Here is a 22286-nt window from a genome sequence, read left to right as displayed (position 1 = left end):
CGTCGATGCGACGTGCGACCGGCGGGCAGTCAGATCTTGGCGGAGTAGAGCATCCGGCCCGGTCCAAGCCGTGCGAATACCTGATCGAGGTCGCGCTGGCCGACCGCGAAGCAGCCCTGGCTGCGGCCCAGTTGGCCGTGCTTCGTCAGCATGTCGGGGTTGGAATACCATGCCGAATGGATGACGATGGCACGGGCCAGCGCCATGTTGTTGGTGGGATCAAGCCCCATCAGCCGCTGCGACTTGCCATGTTTGCCGACATAATAATCTGCGGTCATGAACGTACCTTCACTCGACGCGTTCGAGCCGTCCGCGTTGGAGAAGCGCTGCAGGAACCCGGTGTGCGCCGGATCGGAGCCGCTGCCATGTGCAACCAGCACGCTGTTGGTCGCGCCACTCGCCAGATCGATCAGATAGAAACGCTGCCGGGAAGACGGCGCCGCGAAATCTGCGATCGCGATGCGATCCTTGAACGCGATTTGATTGCCATGACGATGCAGTGCCGCCATCGCCTGACGGAACAGTTCGGGACGGACCACGCGCGTCGATGTCGTCGGCGACATAGCGACCGCGAACGCTTTGGAGGTGGTGGCGGGAAGCGCTGCGACCCCGGCAGCTACGAGCGAAGTTTTCAACAAAGCACGCCGGGAAGGCGTGACGTCCGGAAATTCATGCACTGGCGGAACCACTCCGTAACAAGGAATATCGGCCGTATACCAGACATTTGGTTGACGTTGACTTACGAAAGCACCTTGGTTCCCGTTGCAACAATCATCTCACCCCGACCAATGCACGATCGGGCGCGATACAACGTCATAAGTTAAGATGCTGAAAATCTGGCACGAACTCGGCGGGTCGTGCGTTGTGTCTCACAGGATGACGAACCGGGCGATTCTGTCCGTTGTGCGTAAGGTGATGAGGTATGTCGATGCGAAACCTTCGTCAACAGGCGCTGATCTGCGCCGCGATGTTTGGCTTTGCGGCGTGTGTCGCGCCGCCGGCGTTTGCCAAGGGCGCGATCGCCGAGGACGCGGTGGAGTCGCTGACGCCAGGGCACTTCGTGTGGGACGATGCGGCCGCCCCGGCGGGCGGAATCACCGTCGTGGTGAGCATCGCGTCACAACGTGCGCTCGTCTATCGTGGTGGTCAGTTGATCGGCGCCACGGCGGTGTCCACCGGTGCGCCGGGTCACGATACCCCGACCGGGGAATTCACCATCCTGCAAAAGCAGGTGATGCATAAATCCAACCTCTATAACGATGCGCCGATGCCATTCATGCAGCGGCTGACGTGGGACGGCATCGCCATTCATGCCGGTCGCAATCCGGGCTATCCGGCGTCGCACGGTTGCGTGCGTGTGCCGACGGCGTTCGCCAAGAAGCTGTTCGGCATGACCCGTCTCGGCGCGAAGGTGACCGTAACTGACGCGCCGATCGATATGCCCGAAGCTGGTGTGCCGCTTCCCGATTCGACGCTGACGCCGGACGCGACCGTCGCGCCGGACGCGACCGTCGCGCCGGACGCTTCGTTTAGCACGTCGCCGGTCCTCGCCGCTCGGTAAAAATTCCGCTGTAGTGCCTGGCTCGGATGGCCGCATTATTGTTGAACGCGGCATCCGCGACCGCGTCGTCGCCACGCGCTTGCGCCGACTAGGCAGCGTCAGGGGATGTCAGCGCAAGCAGGTCCACCGCGTCACGGGTCGCCGCACCTGATGCGGTGTTGTCGAAAATGCACCATGAGGGCGCCGCTCCGTCGTCCTCATCGGCAAGGGTTTTCGCCAGCTCGCCAAGCCGATCGGCTTCATAGGACGAGTAATATACGCGCGGCGTACCGTGAAGCCGACGATAGCGCAGCCCCGGCCAGCCGCCCGGTCGTTCGCCGCCGGGGGCGAGCACCGGGTCCGTCGCCACGCGGGCGACGCGGTGTTCTACAAGCAGTGCGTCCGCATCCGCCGCGAACCAGGTGGCGTGTCGCGGTTCGCACGCAAAGCCGACGACATGCCCGAGGCGCTGCCGGGCCATCGCGAAGAAGGTCGAGGCGACGACGGGATCGAACGCGAGGCTCGGCGGGAGTTGCACCAGAACGACGGCGAGTTTGTCACCCAATCCGCCTGCCTGTTCGACAAACGCATCGAGCGGTTCGATGCAGTCGACCAGCTTGCGGGTGTGCGATATCTCCTTGGGCAGCTTGACCGAGAAGCGGAACGCGGCAGGCACGCTTGCTGCCCAGCGCACATAGGTCGCGCGGCGGTGCGGGCGATGAAAGGATGAATTGATCTCCGCCACCGGCAGCACGGCGGCATAGCGTTCGAGGTGCGAGGCTCCTGCGGGGAAAGCGTCTGCCGCCGCCTTGGGGATCGACCAGCCGGCAGTGCCGATCCGGCACCGTGTCTCGGCCGCCGTCAGGGCGTCGTACCAAACCGCATAGGACGTGTTTTTGACCATATGACGATTCAGATCGGGCGCGCCATCGTACCACCACGGCGCACCCCGCTCCCCGAGCGCGACCTTGGCAGCGTCAACCGCGGCGTGGGCGGTCTGTTCTGCGGCGGTGTCGCCACGGCGTTTGGCTAGGCCGACCGCGCGGCGCGCGTCCATCAGCGTGGCGACCAACTGCGCGTGGCGTTCGGGCGTGAGGTGCGGATTGGCCGCGCGCCACAGCCGCCCGCGCACGACGATGTACCGGCGGTCCGGCGTCAGTGGCGGCGACATCAGCCGACGGGCGCGACGAGGCGGGCGTCTATTTCCGCTTCGGTGAGGATGGTGATCGACGCGCCGTCGCGGCGGAGTTCCTCGGCGCGGCGGTAGGCGGGGGCGAACTGTGGGTAGCGGCCGAACGGCTGGTCGTGGCTGACGACGAGCATCGTGGTGGTGCGCCCCACCGACGACACCACGCGGCCGCCGGCACTGGCAAGCCGCAACGCGAGCGGTCCGTCGCGGTGCGCGCCAAATACGAAGATGCGCTCGCCCTTCAAGGGGCCGTCGCTGGCCGGTTTGGGTGCGCTGCCGCCACGCCGCAGCGGCGGGGTGAGCCAGCCGGCGAGATCGATTCCGGTGTGATCGATCGCGCGGACCACCACCATGCCGGCGGCGCGTGCATCGCTCAGCGCATCATGATGCTTGTGCCGGAAACCAAGAAACTTGCTGAGCACGTTGAGCCGGTGGCTGGACAGTTCCGGCCATGCTCGCTGCGCGACGCGAACGCTGTCGAGCCATGTCGTCGCGATCGCGGTTCGGTCATGCACACGGCACGCGGCGGCGAGCGCACCCTTGTCGAATGCCGAGTGCGCGACGGTGATCCTGCCTGACAGATGCGCATCCACTGCCGGGTGGACGTGCGCAAAGGTCGGTTTGCCGGCGACATGATCGCTGCTGATGCCATGGATGCGCATGTTGAACGGTGAGAAATCATCGCATGGATCAACCAGCGTTTCGTAGGCGAACGCCTCCACGCCGTTCCGAAAGCCGACAATGCCGATCTGGCAGATGCTGCTGACGTTGGAACAGGCGGTCTCTACGTCGATCACGAGGAAATCGGGGGCGGTGCCATCGTCACGGTGCGTGCCGACCGGCGGCGCGGTCGTGGAGAACGTCGTCAGCATGAGCGGTAGATATCATGCTCGCCGACCTTCGTCGAACCGGCCGCGCAGTCCATGCGTCTGACGATCTTGCTTCTGTCGGGCGTGGGCGCAACCATGCTCCCGGCATGTGCGGCGGAACTGGTCGAACCGCATCACCTATGGCAGGAGCGGCGACCGTCCTCAAACGGTGTACTCGCCACGCCGGGTAAGCTACCGCCGTTCCGGGGGAGGCATGGCAACCGTTGCGGCAATCGCGTGTTGAACGCGGAGGGTGAATGTTAGGAGCGAACCGAGGGTGAAGCGGCAGGACGAGGAGGACGTCGAAGTCGGACAGGGCGGACAAAGCTCAGGCATCCCCGCCGGTGGTCGCGCCGAAACGCCGGGGCACGAGCCGCTCGGCAAGGTCGGCAGGCGGCACTGGCGCGAAAGCACGATCACCAATCCCGGTCTGGAGGATCGCGGCAACGTGTACTTCGCCGCGATCGAGATGACGCGCATGCCGATGATCCTGACTGACCCCAATCAGGACGACAATCCAATCGTCTTCGGCAACAAGGCGTTCCTCGATCTTACCGGTTATGAGGAGAGCGAGATCCTCGGCCGCAACTGCCGCTTCCTGCAAGGCGCGCAGACCGATCGCGAGCAGGTCGCGGATCTTCGCGAGGCAGTTCATGAGCGCGAGTCGATCGCGCTCGAAATCTTGAACTACAAGCGCGATGGGACACCGTTCTGGAACGCGGTGTTCATCGGGCCGGTTTACGACACGAGCGGCAAGCTGGTTTATTTCTTCGCAAGCCAGCTCGACGTGACGCGGCGCCGCGAGAGCGAACAGGCCTCGCAACAGGCGCAGAAGATGGAGGCGATCGGGCAACTGACCGCCGGCCTCGCCCATGATTTCAACAACCTCCTGCAGGTCGTTACCGGCAATCTCGAACTGCTGGCGTCGCAGATCGGCGACGAGCGTCAGCGTCGCTATCTCGATCGCGCGCGCGGGGCCGCCGATCGCGGCGCGCGGCTGACCGGGCAGTTGCTCGCCTTCGCGCGCAAGACGCGGCTCGACCCCCGCGCGGTCGACGTAAGCCAATGTGTCAACGGGTTCGCCGAGATGCTGGAAAGCTCAATCGGCAAAAAGGTCGAGCTGCATCTGTCGCTGCGGCGCAATCTCCCCAAGGCGGTGCTGGATGTCGAGCAACTGGAGATGGCGCTGCTCAACATCGCGCTCAACGCGCGCGACGCGATGGCGGACGGGGGGCTGCTTACGATCTCCACCGCCAAGGTTCACCTCAACGGCGATGCGGCGGCGCGACAGCTTTCCTCTGGCGACTATATCGCGATCGAACTGAAGGACGAGGGTGAGGGAATGCCCGACCACGTCATCGCGCGCGCGATCGAGCCGTTCTTCACGACCAAGGGTACGGGCAAGGGCACCGGGCTCGGCCTTGCGATGGCGAGCGGGTTCGTCCAGCAATCGCGCGGGCGGCTGGAGATCGAAAGCGTCGTCGGCCAAGGTACGCTGGTGCGCATGTTGTTTCCGGTTGCGGCCGTTGACGTCGAGGACGAGGCGACCTCGCCAGCGCGACGCGAACCGCAGGCGCCGCCCCCCACCGCGCACATCCTGGTGGTGGAGGACAGCCCCGACGTGCTCGCTTTGGCGCGCGAGAACCTCGAAGCGAGCGGCTACCGCGTTTCGACTGCCGAGGATGGCGATGCCGGCCTGGCGGCGTTCACGAGGTTGCACGCGACCGACCCGGTGGATCTGGTGTTTACCGATCTGGTGATGCCCGGCAGCATGAACGGCTTGCGACTGGCCGAGGAGGTCGCCGCGCTCGACACTAACGTCGCAATCCTGATGACGACCGGTTATAACGAGGAACTCGTCGCCGAGGGGCCGGAGCGCCACGGCCGCGACGTACTGGGCAAGCCGTACCGGCGCAATGAACTGCTCAACCGGGTGGCACAGGCACTCGCCAACCATGGCAAGACCGCCGCGCGGCGGACGCCATCGGATTTCGGATCGGCCGAGGAATGAGCGGGGTGGGATCCGCACGACAGGCGCTTTCGGCAACCTTGATCGTCCGTGAAATCCGCGTTGCTACGCCCGCCACCTCCGCCGACATGGCGGTTGAACGCCACGCGCATGAAATTGCCGTCACGAAGGCGTGACCCGCTTGAAGCAGGGCGGTCGTCCAACGATGTCTGGTGCCGTTGAACGTGAGGACCGGACATGACACCCGACGAACGCGCCCTTCTTACCAATTTCCTGAACGAACTGGCCAACGCCCGCGGCGGCGCGAAGGACGGCGAGGCGGAGGGCATGATCCGGCAGGCGCTCGCCGCCACTCCTGATGCGATATATCTGCTCGTCCAGCACGCGATCGTCGCGGACCAGTCGCTGCACGCCGCGCAGGCGCGCATCGCCGAACTGGAGCGGCAGGTCAGCCAGCCGCAGAGCTCGACCAGCTTTCTGTCGCCCGGTTCCGGTCCTTGGGGCGGCGCGGCGCAGCCGTCCTATGCGCCGCCACCGCCCGAGGAGCGGCCGGGGATTTTCTCGGGCGGTGGTGGCCTGGGAAGCTTCCTGCGCACGGCGGGGACCACGGCGGCGGGTGTCGCCGGTGGCGAGATGCTGTTCAGCGGGTTGTCGGACCTGTTCGGCGGTCATCGGGGTGGCGGATTCGGCGGCGGTCAGGGCTTCATGGGCGGCCCGGAAGAAAATGTGGTGATCAACAACTACGACGACGATAACGGCGATGACGATCGCGGCAACTGGTGACGCCGCAACTCATTAGAAACTGATGCCCGCGCCGATGCGCACCGTTCGCGGTCGCATCGGCGTAATCTGCTCGCGGCTCGCGAGTGAAAACGGATTGCCGAAGGCGAACCGGTTTGCGTGCGTATCGCTGATGTTCTCGATCGTCAGCGACAGGTCCAAAGCGCCACGGCGCCAGCCAAGCTCTGCCGATCCCCACGCATAATGCCCTTGTCCGATGTCCAGGTAGTTGCCCACGCCCAAGACCGAGCGCCCGACATAATCCATGCTTGCGGAGACCCGCAGCCGGTCGCGCCCGGCGGACCAGCCATAGTCCACGCCGCCGTGTGCGGCGAAGGGTGGCGTATCGGGCAGACGGCGGTCGCCGCGCGGCGCGCTGTCCGCGATCGTGCCGCTGACCCGGTTGTCGGTATACAGCGCGGCGCCCTTCAGTGTCAGGCCGGGGACCGGCACCCAGTTGGCGTTGAGTTCGGCTGCAAGGATCTGCGCATCGCCGATGTTGGCAGTATAGGGTTGGCCGGACCGGTCGACGAGATCGGCCTGAATGTCGGTCCAGCGCGCATAGGATACCGCCGTCGACAGCGACAGGCCGGTGGCGCCATGCCGGGTCATGCGTAAGCCCACCTCGCCCATGCCGATATCGTCGGTCGCGAATTCCGCCACCCGTCCGATCCCGCGCGCGACGGCGAGGCCGCCAGTACGAAAGCCGGACTGGTAGCGCGCGTATAGCGATACGCTTGGTGCGACCTCCCAGGCGATCGCAACCGTGGGGTCGGCGCGGTGGGTCTGCCGGCCACGTACGATATCGCCCGCGCGAGGCTTTACCGATGGCGTGCCGTCGACGTGCGAGAAGGTGGCGCGTACGCCGGCGGTGACGAACAGCCTGGCGAACAGCGGTTCGGTGATTTCGGCAAACGCGGATTGGCTGCTCGACACGTTGGTGACCGCGATGATGTCGGTGGGGTTGGCGATCGGCCCAAACGTGCGGTCCTGCGCATCGCGATTGTTCAGCGCGGCGACGCCGACCACCCAGGATGCGCCGTGGCTCAGCGAGTGCGACAGTCGCACCTCCTGCGTGACCAACCGGTTGGAGCGGTGATCGCGATACTCGGCAAGCGGTGCGGGCGGGCGTCGGCTCGCGTCGAACGTGTCCTCGGCGGTATAGTGGCTGATGCTTGAGGTTGAGACCAGTTCCAGCCCGCTCTCCCACCGCTTGGTGACGAGCAACCGGCCGAGCGCGAGGCTGTTGCGATACGGTTGCGTCAGCCGGCTGTCGCGGATCAGCACGCCGGACAGTCGATCGGCATATTGCCCGTCGTCCGCCGTGATCCGCTGGGCGAGAGCGCTTGCGTCGATCATCCAGCCACCGCCCGGATCATAGCGCGCCGCCAGCCGGCCGCCGATCCGGGTCACGCCGTTGATAGCCTGCCGGGGTGGAGAAAGCGCATCGATATACCCGCCGTCACGCGATTGATAGCCGACCATTCGGACACCGGCTCCCCCCGACACGATCGGCAGATTGAGCGCGGCGGCGAGCGCATCGCTGGCGCGGCCGCGTTCCGTCGCGCCGATCGCGGTGGACAACATGCCGCCGGTGCGGTTCAGGTCGACGGGATTAGGCACCATCCGCACCACGCCGCCAATCGCACCGGCGCCGTAAAGCGTGCCCTGCGGCCCCTCCATCACCTCGACGCTTTGCATGTCGACCAGCGCCAGTGCCGGCTCTGGCGTCGAATAGCCGAGCTGGACGTCGGCAAAATAGTAACTGGTCGCCGATTGGGTGGCGCCATTGAAACTGCTGTCGGCGATGCCGCGAATGAAGACTTTGTCGCGGCCGCTGCCGAGCGCCGTGGTCTGCAACACCGGCGTCGCGCTGGCGATCGCGGTCATGTCGCGGCCGGCCGGCGGGCCGAGCACGGCGCTGTCCGGCGCAAGGGTGGTGATCGTACCTGGAAAACGTTCGAGTGGGATGCGTTGCTTGGACGCGGTGACGATGATGTCCCCGCCTTGCCGGAGCGGCGGCGGCGCGGTGTGGGGCTGCGTGCGGGGCAGGGGCGTGGCGGCGCGGACGATGCGGTAGCTGCGCGGTCCTTCGCGAACGCTGCGGTAGCCGGTGCCGCGCAACACGCGCCGCAGCATCTGTTCGGTCGATCCGGTCGGCTTGGGAGGCGTGACCTGCACGGTTTCGAGGCCCGGCTCCACGCTGACAATCTCGGTGCCGGTCCGCTGAGCGAGGTCGAGCAAGACGCCGGTCAACGGCCTGCTGTGCGGTGGCTTCGGCTGCGCCATCGCTGCCGCAGGACAGGCGAGAAGGCAAACCAGCGCGGTTATCAGCGGCCTAGCGCGCCGTCTCCGCCGAAGCGATCGTCCATGTCCGCCCATCGTTGGTCGCGCGCATTCCTGTCATCGCCGCGAGATGCGGAATGTCCTTCGCCGCGCGTCCCGTCAATCGCAGCGTGCCGATAAAGGGCGACTGCGCGGCATCGGGCGAGACGGCGATACCCACATTCAGCGCGAGTGCGACCGTACGGGCGACGGTGCCGAGGTTCTCGCCGCCGACTTGCAGTGTCCGTTCGCCGTTTTGCGTGATGGCGGATCGGATCGGCGTCGCGCCATCGCGGGCGACCGAGACCGCTTCCCCGGCGCGGACCGGCAGCGCCGCGCCCTGCGGATCGAGGGTGATCGCGCCCTCGCGCACCGCGATATCGACTCCGCCGTTCGCGTGCGTGACGGTGAAGATGGTGCCGACATCCTGCACCGTCCATTGGCCGACCTGAACCGCAAAGGGGTGCGCGGCGTCGTGCGTGACGTGGAAGGTCGCACGACCGCTATCGAGGCGCACGTCGCGCGGGCCGCCCGTGCCGATCGTCATCCGGGTATTGGCGGCAAGCGCGACCGTGCTGCCGTCGGCCAGCCGCAACGACTGTGGCGTCGCTGCCACCACCGTGCGGCTCTGCCCCGAGGGGTGCAGGGCCGAGACCGCCGCCACCAGCACCGCGGCCGCCACGCTGGCGCCGAGCCACCAACGCCGCGGCCGGGGCGGGTTGTCGTTGGCCGCCACCACCTCCGGCGCGGTTTCGTGGCGCAGCACGTCGGCTACGCTGACCTGATCGTAAGCGGCGGCATGCGACGGATCGGCCTCCAGCCACGCAACGAAGCGCAGCCAGTCATGCGCGTCCATCGTCTCCTGGCGCAGGTGCCAGTCGATGGCGGTTTCGAGCACAGATCGGTCAGTCATCGTCCAACCCTCCCGGTCGGTGCAGATGCAGATAGGCGCGGTGCAGCAGCTTCTCGACCGCGCTGACGCTCACCCCCAGCCGCGTGGCGATCTCCCGCTGCGGCACCTGCTCGATACGGAACAGGCGATAGGCGGCCTGCATCCGCTCCGGCATCGCCGCGATCCGCGTCTCTACATGGGCAAGCGCATCGCGCGACAGCAGCAAGCGTTCGCTGTTGGGAAATTCGGTCGGTTGCGGCTGCACCGCGTCCCATGCGGTTTCGAGCGTGCCGCGCCGCACCGCCGCCACGCGCCGATCGGTCGCAAGATTGCTGGCCATGCGGAACAGATAGGCGGCGGGATGCTCGACCGGGCCGGTGGTGCCGCCTTCGATCTTCAGCCACAGGTCCTGCAGCGCATCCTCGGCCTCGCTGACCGAGCCGAGGCGGGCACTCAACAGCCGCAGCAGCGCGGGGCGCTGCTCCAGATACGCCGCCGCCAGTCCGCCGCCCTGCGTCACGTGCGTCAACCGAAATGGCCTGAGTCCATGGCCATTTGCCATGTCCGCGAACGCGCGGCCTTGCAAGCGTGGCGAGGCAGCCGTTCCGGACAAGGCGCGCCGCCGTGGTCAAGCCGCCAGCGCTTCGGGTGCGCAATCCTGATAGGCGCGTTCGCGCAACCGTTCGCTCGAAAGGCGGCGCGCGGCGAGGCGATCGGCGAGGAAGCCGTAGAAGAACCAGTCGCCTGCCCAGCCGGTCGTGGCGTGGTAGCAAAGCCGCTCGGCCAGCGTCCAGCGCGTGCTGGCGCGGTCGCGGTCACGCGGGGCGGGTGCGCACCACAGGTCAGGGTGATAGCCAAGCCGGCCGTGATCGCGCACGCGGTGCATGATCTCATGATCCTCCAGCACCATGTTCCAGCGCGTGGGATCGAACCCGCCGGCGCCGCGCAAGGCGCTGGTGCGGAACACCTGACCGGCACCGCCGGCATGGCACTGCCCCGGCAACAGCGCGGCGGCGGCGATGATGTGCAGCGCCTTGCCGAGCCGCCGCCACTTGCCGGCGTCGGCCGCGACGAAATAGGCGCCGGCGGCGACGCGATCATCGCGCTCCAGCACGGCGCGCGCGGTGGCGAGATAGGTTTCGGGATACCAGGTGTCGGCATCGCAGGTCGCCACATAGGGCGTGCTGACCAGCGAGAACCCGCTTGCCAGCGCGGCGACCTTGCCCGGCGTGGTTTCACGCAGCAAAACGTGGGCGAGGCGGAGGCGCACGCAGGCGCTCCGCGCGACCGCTCCGCTGCCGTCGGTGCTGCCGTTGTCGATCAGGATCACCAGTGGCGGCTCGGTCTGCCGTGCGAGGCTGGCGAGCGTGCCTTCCAGAAAATCGCGTTCGTTGAAGAACGGCAGCAGCACCGTCCAGTCGCGCCGCGCATCCTCGCGGTCGGTCGTCGTCGCCGTCAGCGCGTCGACCGCGCCAAAAGTCTTGAACATCGTGTCGTCTTCCCATCCCCGGCACATCGACCAAGATGCGCCGCCCGATGACCAGACGGCGCGCTCGCCTGCGATCCGCACGGGGGTGGGAGAATTTTTCTGCGCCGCATCGCACCGGTCGATGCGGGACTGGCGCTTGCCCGATGGCTGTGCGACCTCTCGTCCTCATGACCGGTTGCAACCCATGACGAGTCCCCACCAGGATACGCTGTCGCCCGCGCAGCATGCCGAGCGGGTCGAGGCCTGGCAGGTCGCGCTCGATGCGGGCGGGCTGCCGCAATTCGTGGCGGAGCGGCTGGCGGGTGCGGCGGCGGGATCGGGTGCGTGGGTCGCCACGATGACGCCCGCCGAACTGTTGCTCGCGCGCACGCACGGCATCCGGCCGGTGGCGACGGTGTCCGGCACCTGCTGGTTCCACTATGGGCAGAGCTGGACCGAGGGCCATGCGCAAGGCTGGCACGAGGCGCTCGCACGGATCGAGCAGGAGGCGCGGGCAGCGGGCGCCAACGCCGTGGTCGACGTGCGGATGCGGACGCTGCGACACCGGATCGGCGCGAGCATGGACTTCACCCTGATCGGCACGGCGGTCCATATCGAAGGGCTCGCACCCAGCCCGCATCCGGTGATCGCGACGGTGCCCGCGCTTGAATTCGTGCGGCTGCTGGAGGCGGATATCGTACCGGTCGGCATCGCGGTCGGCGCGCGGTTCGACTGGCTCGGCAACCCGTACGGCAATTCGGGCTGGGGCGGTGGCGACTGGACGGCGCTGTCCGACATCCAGACGAAGTTGCGCTCGTTCCAGAGCATCCCGATCATGACGCTGACCAACTTCTGGGAAGGCATCCGCCGCGAGGCGCACCGCGATCTGCGCGAGAAGGTGGCGGAGCAGGGCAACGGCGTGCTCGCGCATACCCACTTCGGCCAGTTGATCCGCCGCGAACGCGACAAGCAGCCGCCCGCCTATCTCGGCCGGCATATTGTGATCGGCACGGTGGTCGACGCCAAGCCGGGCGCGGGCGTGCCACACCCGGTCGAGATGGTGATCGACATGCGCGACGATGCCTCGCCGCTGCGTGAGCCCGGCGGCGCGCGCCATTCGGCATATCAGAACGACGTGATGGACGAGGAAGGTGGAATCTGATGGCCGATGAGACTGGCATTCCCGAACATGCGCTCACTCGCCTAGCGGGGCTTCGTCGGCAGGGGCATCCGGGTGGTGTGTTCACCTCCGACTTTTCGGTCAACGAGTTCCTGCTGGTGCGCAAGGCCGGGTTCGAGCCGGTCGGGCTGTGCGTCGGCTCGTGCATCTACCATCTCGGCTTTCAGTTCGCCGGCTGGACGAGCAGCGTCGAACTCGATGTGCTCAGCACCGCCATGTACGAGGCGCGCGCGCTTGCCATGGAGCGGATGCGGCAGGAGGCCGCCAACATGGGCGCGGACGGCATCGTCGGCGTGCGGCTGACGGTGAAGCGGCTCGAATGGGACACCAAGGTGCTGGAGTTCGTCGCGATCGGCACTGGCATCGTCCACGCCAAGGGGCATCAGGGCTTCAAGGGGCCGGGCGGTGCGCCGTTCACCTCTGCGCTGTCGGGGCAGGATTTCTGGACGCTGTTGCAGGCGGGCTATCGTCCGCTGGAGATGGTGATGGGCAGTTGCGTCTATCACGTCGCGCGGCGCGGACCGATCTCGTCGCTGGGCAGTATCGGCCAGAACGTCGAGCTGACCAATTTCAGCGTGGCGCTGTACGAAGCGCGTGAGATCGCGATGGAGCGAATGCAGCTCGAAGCGACGCAGGCCGGTGCGGAGGGCGTGGTTGGCGCCGATCTGCACGAGGGGAGCCACGGCTGGTCGAGCCACGTCATCGAGTTCTTCGCGATCGGCACCGCCGTCCTGCCGATCGCAGGCCATGCGCCGACCGAAATCCCTGATCCGACGCTGGTGCTATCGGTCAACGCCTAGCCGATCGGACCCGCGCCGTCGTATTTCAGTTCGAGAAAGCGGCTCTGCGTCGCGAGTTCGTCGAACGCGCCGCGCGCGAGTTGTTCGGTCATTCGGTCGATTTCGCCGTCGATCAGGGCGAGGCCGCTCAGCAGATGCGCGTCGGCGCTGACACCGCCGTTGCTCGCGCGCCCGCGCATCCCGGGCGGCACCGCTTCGTAGCCCTGCACCAGCGCCGGCAGATCGGTGGCGAGCAGGCGGCGCACCGCGTCGGCGGCCGGCGTGTCGGCGTCGAGGGTCGCGAGGCGCGGCGCCATGTCGCGCAGGCGCAACCCGATGGAGTCCAGTGTCGGCAGCACCGCGCGCGGCAACAGCCCGCGCTGGTGTTCGAGCCAGTGCTGCGTATCCTCGGGCAAGGTGCCGAGCGGGGAGGCCGCCAGTACGACCGGCCTCGCGCGCGACAACAGCCCGATCACGATGCAGGCGAACAGGAAGGCAGCGACCGCGACCAGCCAGCCCACCACGCCGATCGGGAAAACGGCGAGATCGATCGCGGCGGCGATGATCGCGATGCCGAGGCCGGCCATCACCATGCGCCCGGCCAGCCGCAGCGTGGCGCGCTGCCGGCGTTCGCGGTCACGTTTGGCGAGCGCTCTGCCTTCGGGGGAGACCCGCCGGATCATGGCTTCGGCCTGCGAGGAGGGCGGGTTGGTCATGCGCCATCCTATCCCGATCCTCGCGCCATTCTCAAGGGGAGGCGCGTGCGACCTCGTCAGGGGTGTGCGTCGCCACGCTCGGGATCGAGCGCGGGATAGCGATCGAGCAGCGCCTGCGTGACGCCGTTGGTCCAGCCGAAGCCGTCCTGCACCGGATACTCGCCGCCGCCACCTGCCGCGCCGGTCTCGACATCGTACTTCTCGATCATCCGCCCGGTGCGATTGCAATAGGTCGATACGGTGCGCACCCAGCGCCGCGCGAGATCCTCGGCAAGTGCGGTCTTGCCGTAGCGGTCCAGCCCCGCCACGCCGACCCACAGCAGCGGCGCCCAGCCGTTGGGCTGGTCCCATTGCTGGCCGGTGCTGAGCGTGGTGGTACGCAGTCCGCCCGGCGCGACCAGCTTGGCCGCGGTGAGCGTGGCGGTGGTGTCGGCCTGCTGCTGCGTGGCGAGGCCGACGAACAGTGGATAGAGCATCGCCGCGCTAATCGACGGGGTCGGCTTGGCGGAAGTGCGATCCCAATCGACGAAGCGCTTGTCCGTCGCCGACCACAGATAGCGGTTGATCGCGCTCAAGCGCTTCGCGGCGCGCGCGGTATAATCGCGCGCGCACGCGGCATCGCCGACAGCGGTGCAGCGCCGTGCGATCGACGTTTCGAGGTTCCACAACAGGCTGTTGAGATCGACCGGCACGATATCGGTGGTGTGGATGGTGGCGAGTGTCTTGCCGTCGGCCAGCCAGCGCGAGCTATAGTCCCACCCGCTTTCCGCACCCGCGCGCAGATCGCGATTGACCTGACCGGGGTTGCGACCGGCGGTGGCGGAGGTGGCGACATCCTCGGTATAGGATTCGTCGCGCGGGGTGTCGCGGGCATCCCAATAGCGGTTGAGCAGGCTGCCGTCGGGCATCCGCACGACATGCTCGCACGCGCCGCTCGCATCGAGACAGCCCGCGCCCGTCATCCAATAAGCATATTCCGCCTTCAGCGCGGCGAGGCGTGCGGCATCGGTGGCGGGGTCATGCGTGTCGGAGAGGTCCATCATCAGCGCGAGGAACGGCGGCTGCGAACGCGACAGGTAATAGCTGCGGGTGCCGTTGGGGATATGGCCGTACTTCGAGATCAGCGCGGTGAAATTGGCGAGCATCGACTCGATCAGTGGCTTCTCGCCATCCGCCTTGAGGCCCAGCATGGTGAAGTAGCTGTCCCAGTAATACATCTCCTGATAGCGCCCGCCCGCCACCACATAGGCATACGGCAGTTGCAGTGCGGAGGAGCCGGGCACCACCGCCATCGGCGGCTTGGCGAGGATCGGCCATAGCGCGCGGATATGCTCGCGCATGGTGAGCTTGTTCGGGGCAGTTTCGCCTATCTTGCGGAAATGGCGGGAGACGAAGGCGGCAAGCGCTGCACGATCCTTCGGCGCGTCGGCGCGGTATGCCGCCATGATCGCGGCGGGCGTACCTTGCGGCACCATGTCGGCGAAGGTCTTGCTGTCCGGAAACACGCGCGCGAGTTCGACCGCGCGGTACAGCGGGCCGTAGATATCCTCGGGCGTCTGCGCGGCGCGGGCGGTGTCCGCCGGAAGCTGCGGACGCGCGGTCGCAGCGACTGGCGCGAGCAGGGCAAGCGCCAGCGCGAGCGATGGGCGGAGCATCATGACAACCTCATAGAATAAAAGGTGCCGACCGGGTGGGTGACCCGGCCGGCGATACAGAGACTTAGAACTTCACCGCGGCGGTGATCGTGCCGTGGCGGCCGAAGATCGTCCGGCCGAGGAAGAAGCCGTTGCCGTTGGCGGCACCAACGGTGCGGACGTTACCCTCGGTCAACGCGAGCGTATCGGTCACGTTGTCGACGGTCGCCTGAATCGAGAAGCGGTCGTTCACGTCGATCGACGCGCCGAGATCGAGCGTCTCGTAGCTGCCGAGCCGCTGCTGGTTCTCGATATCGGCAAAGCGGTTGCCGATATGCGTGAACGTGCCGAACAGCCGCGCCTGACCGAACGCGCTGCGGAACGTGTACGACGGGATCGCGGCGATCTGGAACTTGGGCTGCCGGTTGACGTCGTTGCCCGAGTTCGGCCCGAAATCCTTGAACTTGCCGTCCTGCACCACGCCGCGCACGGCGAGCTGGAAGCCATCGACCGGGCGCACCGCACCCTCGAACTCCAGGCCATAGGCGCGCGACCCGCCGAACAGCACGACGTTCTGCTCGACGCCGTTGATATTGCGGATGTCCTGGAAGATCAGGTTGTGGAAGCGGTTGTAGAAGCCGGTCAGGTACACGTCGTACAGCCGGGTCGAGGTCTTCAGGCCCGCCTCATACTGGTCGGCGGTCTGCGGCTTGATGTTCTGGATCGTGGTGGCGTTGCCGCGCAGATCGTCGAACTGCGGCAGCAGCGCGCCCCGGTTGGCCCGCAGGAAGCCGTTGAGGTTGCCGGTGAACGCATAGTCCGCGCCCGCCGTCCACGACACCTGCGTCTTGCTGTAGCGCACCGTGGTGTAGGTGCCGTTCAAATAGGTCGCGCCGTTGTTGTACGCGGTGAGCGCGTTGTTATCGAGATCGCCGGTCGAGCTGTTCTCGAACGTATCGCGCAGTTTCACCCGCTCCACGCGCACGCCGCCGTCGAGCCGCAGCGCGCCCAGCTTCCATTCGTCGCTGACATAGCCGGCGATGTTGGTGCTCTTGTAGCGTGCGTTGACGTCGTAGCTGTTGCCGCTGGTGAAGCCGTTGCGGGTCAGGATCGTGCCGTTGGCGAGGCTTGCGTTGAGCACGCGCGCCTGCGGTTCGAGCGCGAGCAGGATGTTGTTGCCGAGGTTCCACGTATCGTGATCGAGGACGTGCGCGTAATAGCCGCCCAGCGTCAGCGTGTTGCCCTGAAACAGCTCCTTGGACAGCTTCAGTTCGTCGGTGAAGCTCTGGATATGCTTCTGCACCGTCCAGATGCCGGCCTGGATGGTCTGCTGGCCGCCGGTCAGTGCCTGGCCGGTGCCGGCATAGGTCACCGTGCCGGGGCCGCCCGCCGAGGCGAGATAATCCGCCACCGTCTGCGGGTTCGATCCGGTGAACAGCGCGTTCGTCTCGGACGTGCCCTTGGTGAAGTTGACGTTGTTCTGCACGGTGAAGCCGCCGCCCACGTCGTAGCTGAAGTTCGAGCCGAACGTGTAGAGCCGCGCGCCGCGCCCGCGTGACAGGTCGACCGCCTTCTTCTGCGTGGCACCACCGTTGATGGCGGGTCCGGTCTCGATCAACGTATGCTCGATCTCCTTGCCGACCAAAGTGTCGGTGCGTGCGTCAAAGCCGGCGAAGGTGCTGAACTTGCCGTTGTTCTCGACCAGCGGCATCGGCGTGTAGAACGCGTTCTGATCATCGAGGTAGCGGCCGTAGACGGTGAGCTTGCCGGCATCGAACTTGTGCGTGATGCTGCCGGTGAACTGCCCGCCGAGATCACCCTGGAAACCGGTGTGGCGGAACCCGTCCGAATAGCGGTAGAACCCGCCAAGCATATAGGTGGTGTTGGCGTCGATCGGGCCCTGCGCCACGACGTCGCCGCGATAGGTGCCCTCGGTCCCGTAGGTCGCGCGCAGCGACAGGTGCGGGTCCTGCGTGCCTTCCTTGAGGATGAAGTTGGTGGTCGCGCCCGGCTGGCCGTTCGAGAAGATCGGGCTGGGGCCGCCGCGCAGCACCTCGACCCGCTCGATCGTATCGTCGAGGCGGAACAGCGAGCTGTTCTCCATGAACGACAGCGCGGACGGCGCGACCAGCGGCGAACCGTTCAGTTCGAGCGTGAGGAACGGCGCGTCGCCGGTGGACGGGAATCCGCGGATGAAGACGTTCGCGCCGGCATTGCCGCCTGAGCTTTCCACCCACAGGCCCGGCACGATCTTGAGCAGATCGGCGGTCGAGGTCGGCTGCACTTCGCGGATCTGCTCGGCGCTGGCGGTGGAGATCGAATAGCTCGCGTCGAGCTTGCGAAGCCCCTCGCGGTTGACGTTGCCGGTGACGACGATGTCCTGCATCGGCGCAGCATCCGCAGTGGCGGGCGGCGCGATCGGGCTGGTCGGTGTGGTATCCTGCGCGAACGCCGGCGCCGCGCCGAGCGCGGTGCCGGCGAGCAGCGCGAGGGTGAGGGTGTGGGTACGGATCATTGGGGAAGTCCTCCTGATGGTCTTTTTGTTTTGGGGGCGGCGGTGCGCTGCGTGGCGCATGCAGCCGGCGCGCCGGGCGGGTGCCGGCGCGGGACATTCGGGCGGGATGTACGCAGGCCCGGATGATTAGGGTGGGTGCGGGTGGCTCACGTTCAGAACCGGTAACTGGTGGAGAGGTTGACCGAACGCCCCGGGATCGGCCGCGCGAAGATCGCGCCCGGCGCCTGTTGCCCTAGCGTGCGCGGATTGCCCTCGGTCAGGCCGATCGCATTGGTGAGATTGTCGGCGCTGGCCTGCACCCGCCACCGTGGCGACACGTCGAGCGTCGCGCCGGCATCCCATTTGAGGAAACCCGGCAGCAACTGCTGGTTCTGCACGTCGGACCAGCGATCGCCCATATAGGCGAGCGTGGTGAACAGGCTCGCCTTGCGCCTCGCCACCGCGAAATCCCACGTCGGCGTGACGCGCCATTGCCACACCGGCTGGCGCTGCACGCGGTTGCCGCTGAGATCGGTGCGGCCAGCGTCGGTGAAGAACCGCCGGTAGCGCGCATCCAGCCAAGTGCCGGTGAACGCCACCGACAGCGGCGGCGCCACCCGCCACGTCCCGTCCAGCTCCACGCCGGTCGCGCGCGCACCGCCGACCGAGGCGATTGGCGCGCCACTGGCGATCACGGTGGTGGCAAGCCCGTGGAAAGTGTTGCGGAACAGCGTCGCATACAGGCTGAGCGGACCGGTCAGCTTCACCCCGCCCTCGATGGTGTCGATCTGCGGCGCGAGCGTGATGCCGTCGCGCAGATTGTCGAAGAACGGAAAGCTGGTGCCCCGGCTGAACCGCGCGAACGCTCCGAAACGGGCGGTGGCATCCGCATTGGCAGCGAGCGTCCATGACCACGCCCCGCCGCGATAGCGCACCGGCGTGCGGGTATCGGTGAATACCACGTTGGCATTGTCGTACAGGGTGCGCGGATCGCCATCGGGGCCGCCTGCGCCCGCCGCCGTCGTGTCGCGCGCGCTGCCGTTGACGCTGTGGCGCTGGTGCCGCACGCCGCCATCGAGCCGCAGCCATTTGCCGAGTTTGACTTCCTCGACACCGTAGAAGGCGAGATCGCGCCCACGATAGCGCGCATCGACCAGGAAGCTCGATCCGCTCGCGAAGCCGTCGCGCGTTACCACCGCGCCACCCGCCAGCGTCATATCGAGCCGCCGCGCCTGTGGTGTCGCGGTGAGCAGCAGCGTGTTGCCGATGTCCCAATGGTCGCGCGATCCGTAGCTGGTGGCGTAGACGCCGACCGTCGCCTTGCTCGGCCCCGTCGCCCATTCCAGCGTCGCGTCGTTGACCAAAGCGTCGATACGCTTGTCCACCGTCCAGATGCCGGCACGCACCACCGCCTGCGACGGCGATACCGCGCGGCCGTCCGCCACGGTGACGAGGCTGGCGATCGTTCCGCCCATCCGCGCGGCATAGGCGGCGGCGCTTTCCGGCGGCACATTGTCGGAGACGAGGCCGGTGGTGTCGGCATCGCCCGTCAGCCAGCTCGCCTTGTCGCGCAGCGTCACCGTGTCGCCGAGCCGCAGTTCGACATTGCCGCCGAGGTTGACGATACGCGCGCCGCGCCCGTCGTCGAGATCGTAGCGCGCGCCGTCGTTCCGGGTGCCGGTGCGGGTATCCGGCCCGGCGAGCGTACCGGTGCCGGGGTCGAACCCCGGATACGCGCCGATGCTGCGCCCGGTCTGCTTGACCGGGATCGGCAGCAACCATTGGCTGCGATCATCGAGATAGCGCGCGAACAGCAACACCGATCCGCGTGTGAGATCCTGCCGCAGATTGGCGGTGATCTGCCCGCCACGATCCGCCGCGAATCCGGGCGAGCGGATACCGTCCCCGCGCGAAACATAGCCGCCGACCATGACATGCGTGCGCGGGCCGATCGGCCCGGACAGGTAGGCATCGGCGCGTACCTCGCCATCGTCGATCACGCTCGTCTTGATCAGCCCGGCGAGCCGGTCGCCGCCCTCGCGCTGGATCACGTTGACGGTTGCGCCGGGCTGTCCGGAGGCGAGCAGCGCGCCGGTGCCGCCGCGCACCGCTTCGACCCGCTGCACGCTCTCGTCGATGCGGTAGAGCTGCGAGTTCTCCAGGAACGACAGGGTGGCGGGCGGGAAATACGGCACCCCCTCGGTCTGGAAGGTGACGTATTCGGCATCCCCACCCGACGGATAGCCGCGCACGAAGATGTTCGCACCGTTCTTGCCGCCCGATGTCTCGATCGTCAGCCCCGGCACCAGCCGCAGCACGTCGGCGGTGGCGGGTGCGCCCAGCTGGTCGATCGCGGTGCGCGGCACCGACGTAACCGCGAACGCCGCCGCCTGCCGCGTGCTGCCGCCGCCGGGGGTGCCGACCACGACGATGTCGGCGATCTGCGCAACATCCACCGGCGCGGTCGCTGGCATGGGCGCGGCGGGGCGGTGTGGCCGCGTCGGCATCGGGACGGCCTCGAGCAGATACGCGCCACCCGGGGCCGACCGCGCGCGAAACCCGCTGCCGGCGAGCAACCGCGCCAGCGCGCGATCCGGGTCGATCCGCTTATGCACGGGCGGTGCCCGGCGTCCACGCACCTGCGCGGGCGCGAACAGGATCTGCCGCCCGCTCTGCCGGGCGAACACCACCAGCGCATCGGCCAGATCGCCGGCGGGGATGTCGAACAGCGGGGAAGGGTGCGACGCAGCGTGGATGGGCATCGCGATCAGGCACGCGGCGAACGCAAACGCTATCCATGATCCACGCCTCCCTCGCAGCGGCCCCGTCACGCGCGGGGCTCCCGACAGCAAAGACGCAGCGCCGTCAGAACTCCGAACCGAGCGGCGATATTTTTTGTAGGCTTAGCGCGCGGAGATGACGATGCCATCGCGCGCGTCCTGTTCGACGCGCACCGGAAAGCCGGTGGCGAGCGCGCCGACGAAGGCGGACGCGCCGGTAGTGCGAAACGCCCCGGAAATCCGCAGCGCCCCGGCGCGCGCATCCGCCAGCCGGATCGGGTGGGTACGATACCGGTTGAACTCGCCCACCGCCTCCGACAGGGGCGTGTCGGCGAATTGCAGGTGTCCGCTGCGCCAGCCGGTGAAGGCAACCGGATCGTCGAGCGTGCGAATGACGACATCGCTGCCCTGCACCGCCAGCAACTTGCCGGGCGCCAGCGCGACCGCTGAATCGTCACTTTCGAGCGTGAGATGCCCTGTGTTCGCGAAAGCCCGAACGCGGCCGGGGTCGGTCCGCACATCGAAGGTGCCCGCGCGCGTAGTGAAGTCTCGTCCGCCGGCGCTGATCCGGAACGGAGCATCGTCCGGCCTGATCCGGAACCAGCCTTGTCCGCTAAGGCTGGCGGCGCGCGCCTTACCCCCGTACCAGACGGTGAGTGCGCTGTCGGTGTCGAGCGTCACCATCGATCCGTCCGGCAGCGTCACGTTTGCCTGCTGACCGATGCCGGTGCGGAAGGTTCGTGTAACGACCTGCGGCGCGGGCGTGGTCCACGCCCGGATACCGAAGGCGGCAAGCGGCGCGCCCACCAGCACCAGCGCGCCCGCCGCCATCATCCCCCACCGCGGGCGCGGCGATCGGCCCGCCAGCATCGTGCGCGCGAGCGTCTGCTGACGAAGCGCAAGCAGGGGGCCTTCCTCCGCCAGTCCCTGCGCGCCCTCAAGCGCGGCCTGCACTCGGTCGTACGCGGCGGCATGGGCTGGGCTGGCGGCGCGCCAAGCCACGAACGCGGCGCGCTCACTAGCGCCGGCCTGCGGCAGCCGCGCGTGCCAATCGGCCGCCGCCTGCGATAGCTCCTCAGCGATGGCGCCAATCCTCCAGGGCGTCGGTGACGTGGGCGAGCGCCTTGGCCTGATGCTTTTCGGCAGCGCGCGTGGAAATGCCGATCGCGCGGGCGACATCCGCCATCTTCAATCCCTCCAGCACGCGCAGCACGAACACGTCGCGCGTTCGCTCGGGAAGCTCCAGCAACACCGCCTGCAAGCGATGCGCCGCCTCCCTACTTTCCAAGACGCGATCCGGCGAAATCTCCGAACCGGCGATCTCGTCGTCGATCTCGTCATGCAGCCCGCCGCCGCGCACCGCACCGCGCCGCGCGCGATCCTTCAGCACGTTCGCGGCGGTCACGAAGAGGAAATGCTCGGGCTTTTCGATGCCGGCCGGGTCCGGCATACGGCTGAGGCGCAGGTACACGTCCTGCACCAGATCGGGTACGTCGGCCTTCACGCTCACGCGCCGTTCGAAGAACCTGCTCAGCGCGCGGTCGTAGGTCTGCGCGAGGCGTGTCAGTACCATGCGCCGATCCGTCACCGGATCGTCGACTGGCATCCTCCCGAACATGGACGTTCTCTCGCGTTCCATCGCCGCTGTGTGCCACCGGCGTGCCTGGCCAG

18 protein-coding genes are annotated in these 22286 nt (G+C 67.5%); 5 read left to right on the top strand and 13 right to left on the bottom strand.

Annotated features, from left to right (window positions below; translation table 11 throughout):
• Positions 1-29 precede the first annotated feature (29 nt).
• Positions 30-635, bottom strand: coding sequence for a murein L,D-transpeptidase catalytic domain family protein (locus tag L8F97_RS14490; RefSeq protein WP_242151550.1), 606 nt, complete (start codon positions 633-635; stop codon positions 30-32).
• Between the two features lie 293 nt (positions 636-928).
• Between L8F97_RS14490 and L8F97_RS14485 the strand changes: the two genes are divergently transcribed.
• A complete protein-coding gene (locus L8F97_RS14485) occupies positions 929-1561 on the top strand; it encodes a L,D-transpeptidase family protein (RefSeq protein WP_242151547.1) in 633 nt (210 codons plus the stop codon).
• A gap of 88 nt (positions 1562-1649) precedes the next feature.
• Here the strand turns inward: L8F97_RS14485 and L8F97_RS14480 are convergent, their stop codons facing one another.
• A complete protein-coding gene (locus tag L8F97_RS14480; RefSeq protein WP_242151544.1) occupies positions 1650-2711 on the bottom strand; it encodes a DUF72 domain-containing protein in 1062 nt (353 codons plus the stop codon).
• A complete protein-coding gene (locus tag L8F97_RS14475; protein WP_242151541.1) occupies positions 2711-3601 on the bottom strand; it encodes an exonuclease domain-containing protein in 891 nt (296 codons plus the stop codon). The genes L8F97_RS14480 and L8F97_RS14475 overlap by 1 nt, the downstream gene beginning before the upstream one ends.
• Positions 3602-3875: 274 nt before the next feature.
• Here L8F97_RS14475 and L8F97_RS14470 point away from each other — a divergent pair, with 274 nt between their 5' ends.
• A complete protein-coding gene (locus L8F97_RS14470; RefSeq protein WP_242151538.1) occupies positions 3876-5609 on the top strand; it encodes a PAS domain-containing protein in 1734 nt (577 codons plus the stop codon).
• A 195-nt stretch (positions 5610-5804) separates the two neighbouring features.
• A complete protein-coding gene (locus L8F97_RS14465; protein ID WP_242151533.1) occupies positions 5805-6350 on the top strand; it encodes a DUF2076 domain-containing protein in 546 nt (181 codons plus the stop codon).
• Between the two features lie 12 nt (positions 6351-6362).
• Here L8F97_RS14465 and L8F97_RS14460 read toward each other — a convergent pair whose 3' ends face one another.
• From L8F97_RS14460 to L8F97_RS14445, 4 genes are all read right to left on the bottom strand, one after another.
• Positions 6363-8603, bottom strand: a complete 2241-nt coding sequence (locus L8F97_RS14460) for a TonB-dependent receptor (RefSeq protein ID WP_242151530.1) — start codon at positions 8601-8603, stop codon at positions 6363-6365.
• An 82-nt stretch (positions 8604-8685) separates the two neighbouring features.
• Entirely contained in the window at positions 8686-9585 is a 900-nt protein-coding gene (locus L8F97_RS14455; RefSeq protein WP_242151527.1) for a FecR family protein, read from the bottom strand.
• The gene (locus L8F97_RS14450; RefSeq protein ID WP_242151768.1) at positions 9578-10084 is read right to left on the bottom strand and encodes an RNA polymerase sigma factor; all 507 of its coding nucleotides are present in this window, start codon (positions 10082-10084) and stop codon (positions 9578-9580) included. The genes L8F97_RS14455 and L8F97_RS14450 overlap by 8 nt, the downstream gene beginning before the upstream one ends.
• A 108-nt stretch (positions 10085-10192) precedes the next feature.
• Complete coding sequence (locus L8F97_RS14445; RefSeq protein WP_242151525.1) at positions 10193-11053, bottom strand: glycosyltransferase family 2 protein; 861 nt, start codon at positions 11051-11053, stop codon at positions 10193-10195.
• Between the two features lie 184 nt (positions 11054-11237).
• On the opposite strand from L8F97_RS14445, the gene L8F97_RS14440 reads away from it, so the two are divergent.
• Entirely contained in the window at positions 11238-12194 is a 957-nt protein-coding gene (locus tag L8F97_RS14440) for a heavy metal-binding domain-containing protein (RefSeq protein ID WP_242151522.1), read from the top strand.
• Positions 12194-13012 (top strand): heavy metal-binding domain-containing protein, encoded by an 819-nt coding sequence (locus L8F97_RS14435; protein ID WP_242151519.1) that lies wholly within the window; start codon positions 12194-12196, stop codon positions 13010-13012. Before L8F97_RS14440 ends, L8F97_RS14435 begins: the two co-directional genes overlap by 1 nt.
• Here L8F97_RS14435 and L8F97_RS14430 read toward each other — a convergent pair.
• From L8F97_RS14430 to L8F97_RS14405, 6 genes are all read right to left on the bottom strand, one after another.
• Entirely contained in the window at positions 13009-13707 is a 699-nt protein-coding gene (locus tag L8F97_RS14430; RefSeq protein WP_242151517.1) for a hypothetical protein, read from the bottom strand. The two genes, L8F97_RS14435 and L8F97_RS14430, sit on opposite strands and share 4 nt — an antisense overlap.
• A 56-nt stretch (positions 13708-13763) precedes the next feature.
• Positions 13764-15365, bottom strand: coding sequence for an alpha,alpha-trehalase TreF (gene treF / locus L8F97_RS14425; RefSeq protein WP_242151515.1), 1602 nt, complete (start codon positions 15363-15365; stop codon positions 13764-13766).
• A gap of 61 nt (positions 15366-15426) precedes the next feature.
• Positions 15427-17856 (bottom strand): TonB-dependent receptor, encoded by a 2430-nt coding sequence (locus L8F97_RS14420; protein ID WP_242151512.1) that lies wholly within the window; start codon positions 17854-17856, stop codon positions 15427-15429.
• 152 nt (positions 17857-18008) lie between these two features.
• Positions 18009-20597 carry a TonB-dependent siderophore receptor gene (locus L8F97_RS14415; RefSeq protein ID WP_242151509.1) on the bottom strand — a complete coding sequence of 863 codons (2589 nt, stop codon included), beginning with the start codon at positions 20595-20597 and terminating at the stop codon, positions 18009-18011.
• A 141-nt stretch (positions 20598-20738) separates the two neighbouring features.
• A complete protein-coding gene (locus L8F97_RS14410; protein WP_277924986.1) occupies positions 20739-21794 on the bottom strand; it encodes a FecR family protein in 1056 nt (351 codons plus the stop codon).
• Entirely contained in the window at positions 21691-22188 is a 498-nt protein-coding gene (locus L8F97_RS14405) for an RNA polymerase sigma factor (protein ID WP_242151503.1), read from the bottom strand. The genes L8F97_RS14410 and L8F97_RS14405 overlap by 104 nt, the downstream gene beginning before the upstream one ends.
• Positions 22189-22286: the final 98 nt, after the last annotated feature.

It is taken from the genome of Sphingomonas sp. BAUL-RG-20F-R05-02 (assembly GCF_022662305.1).
In the GTDB taxonomy this organism is placed as follows: Bacteria; Pseudomonadota; Alphaproteobacteria; order Sphingomonadales; family Sphingomonadaceae; genus Sphingomonas.
Note: the sequence above shows the minus strand (reverse complement) of the source record. Positions and strands in the feature narration are given on the sequence as shown.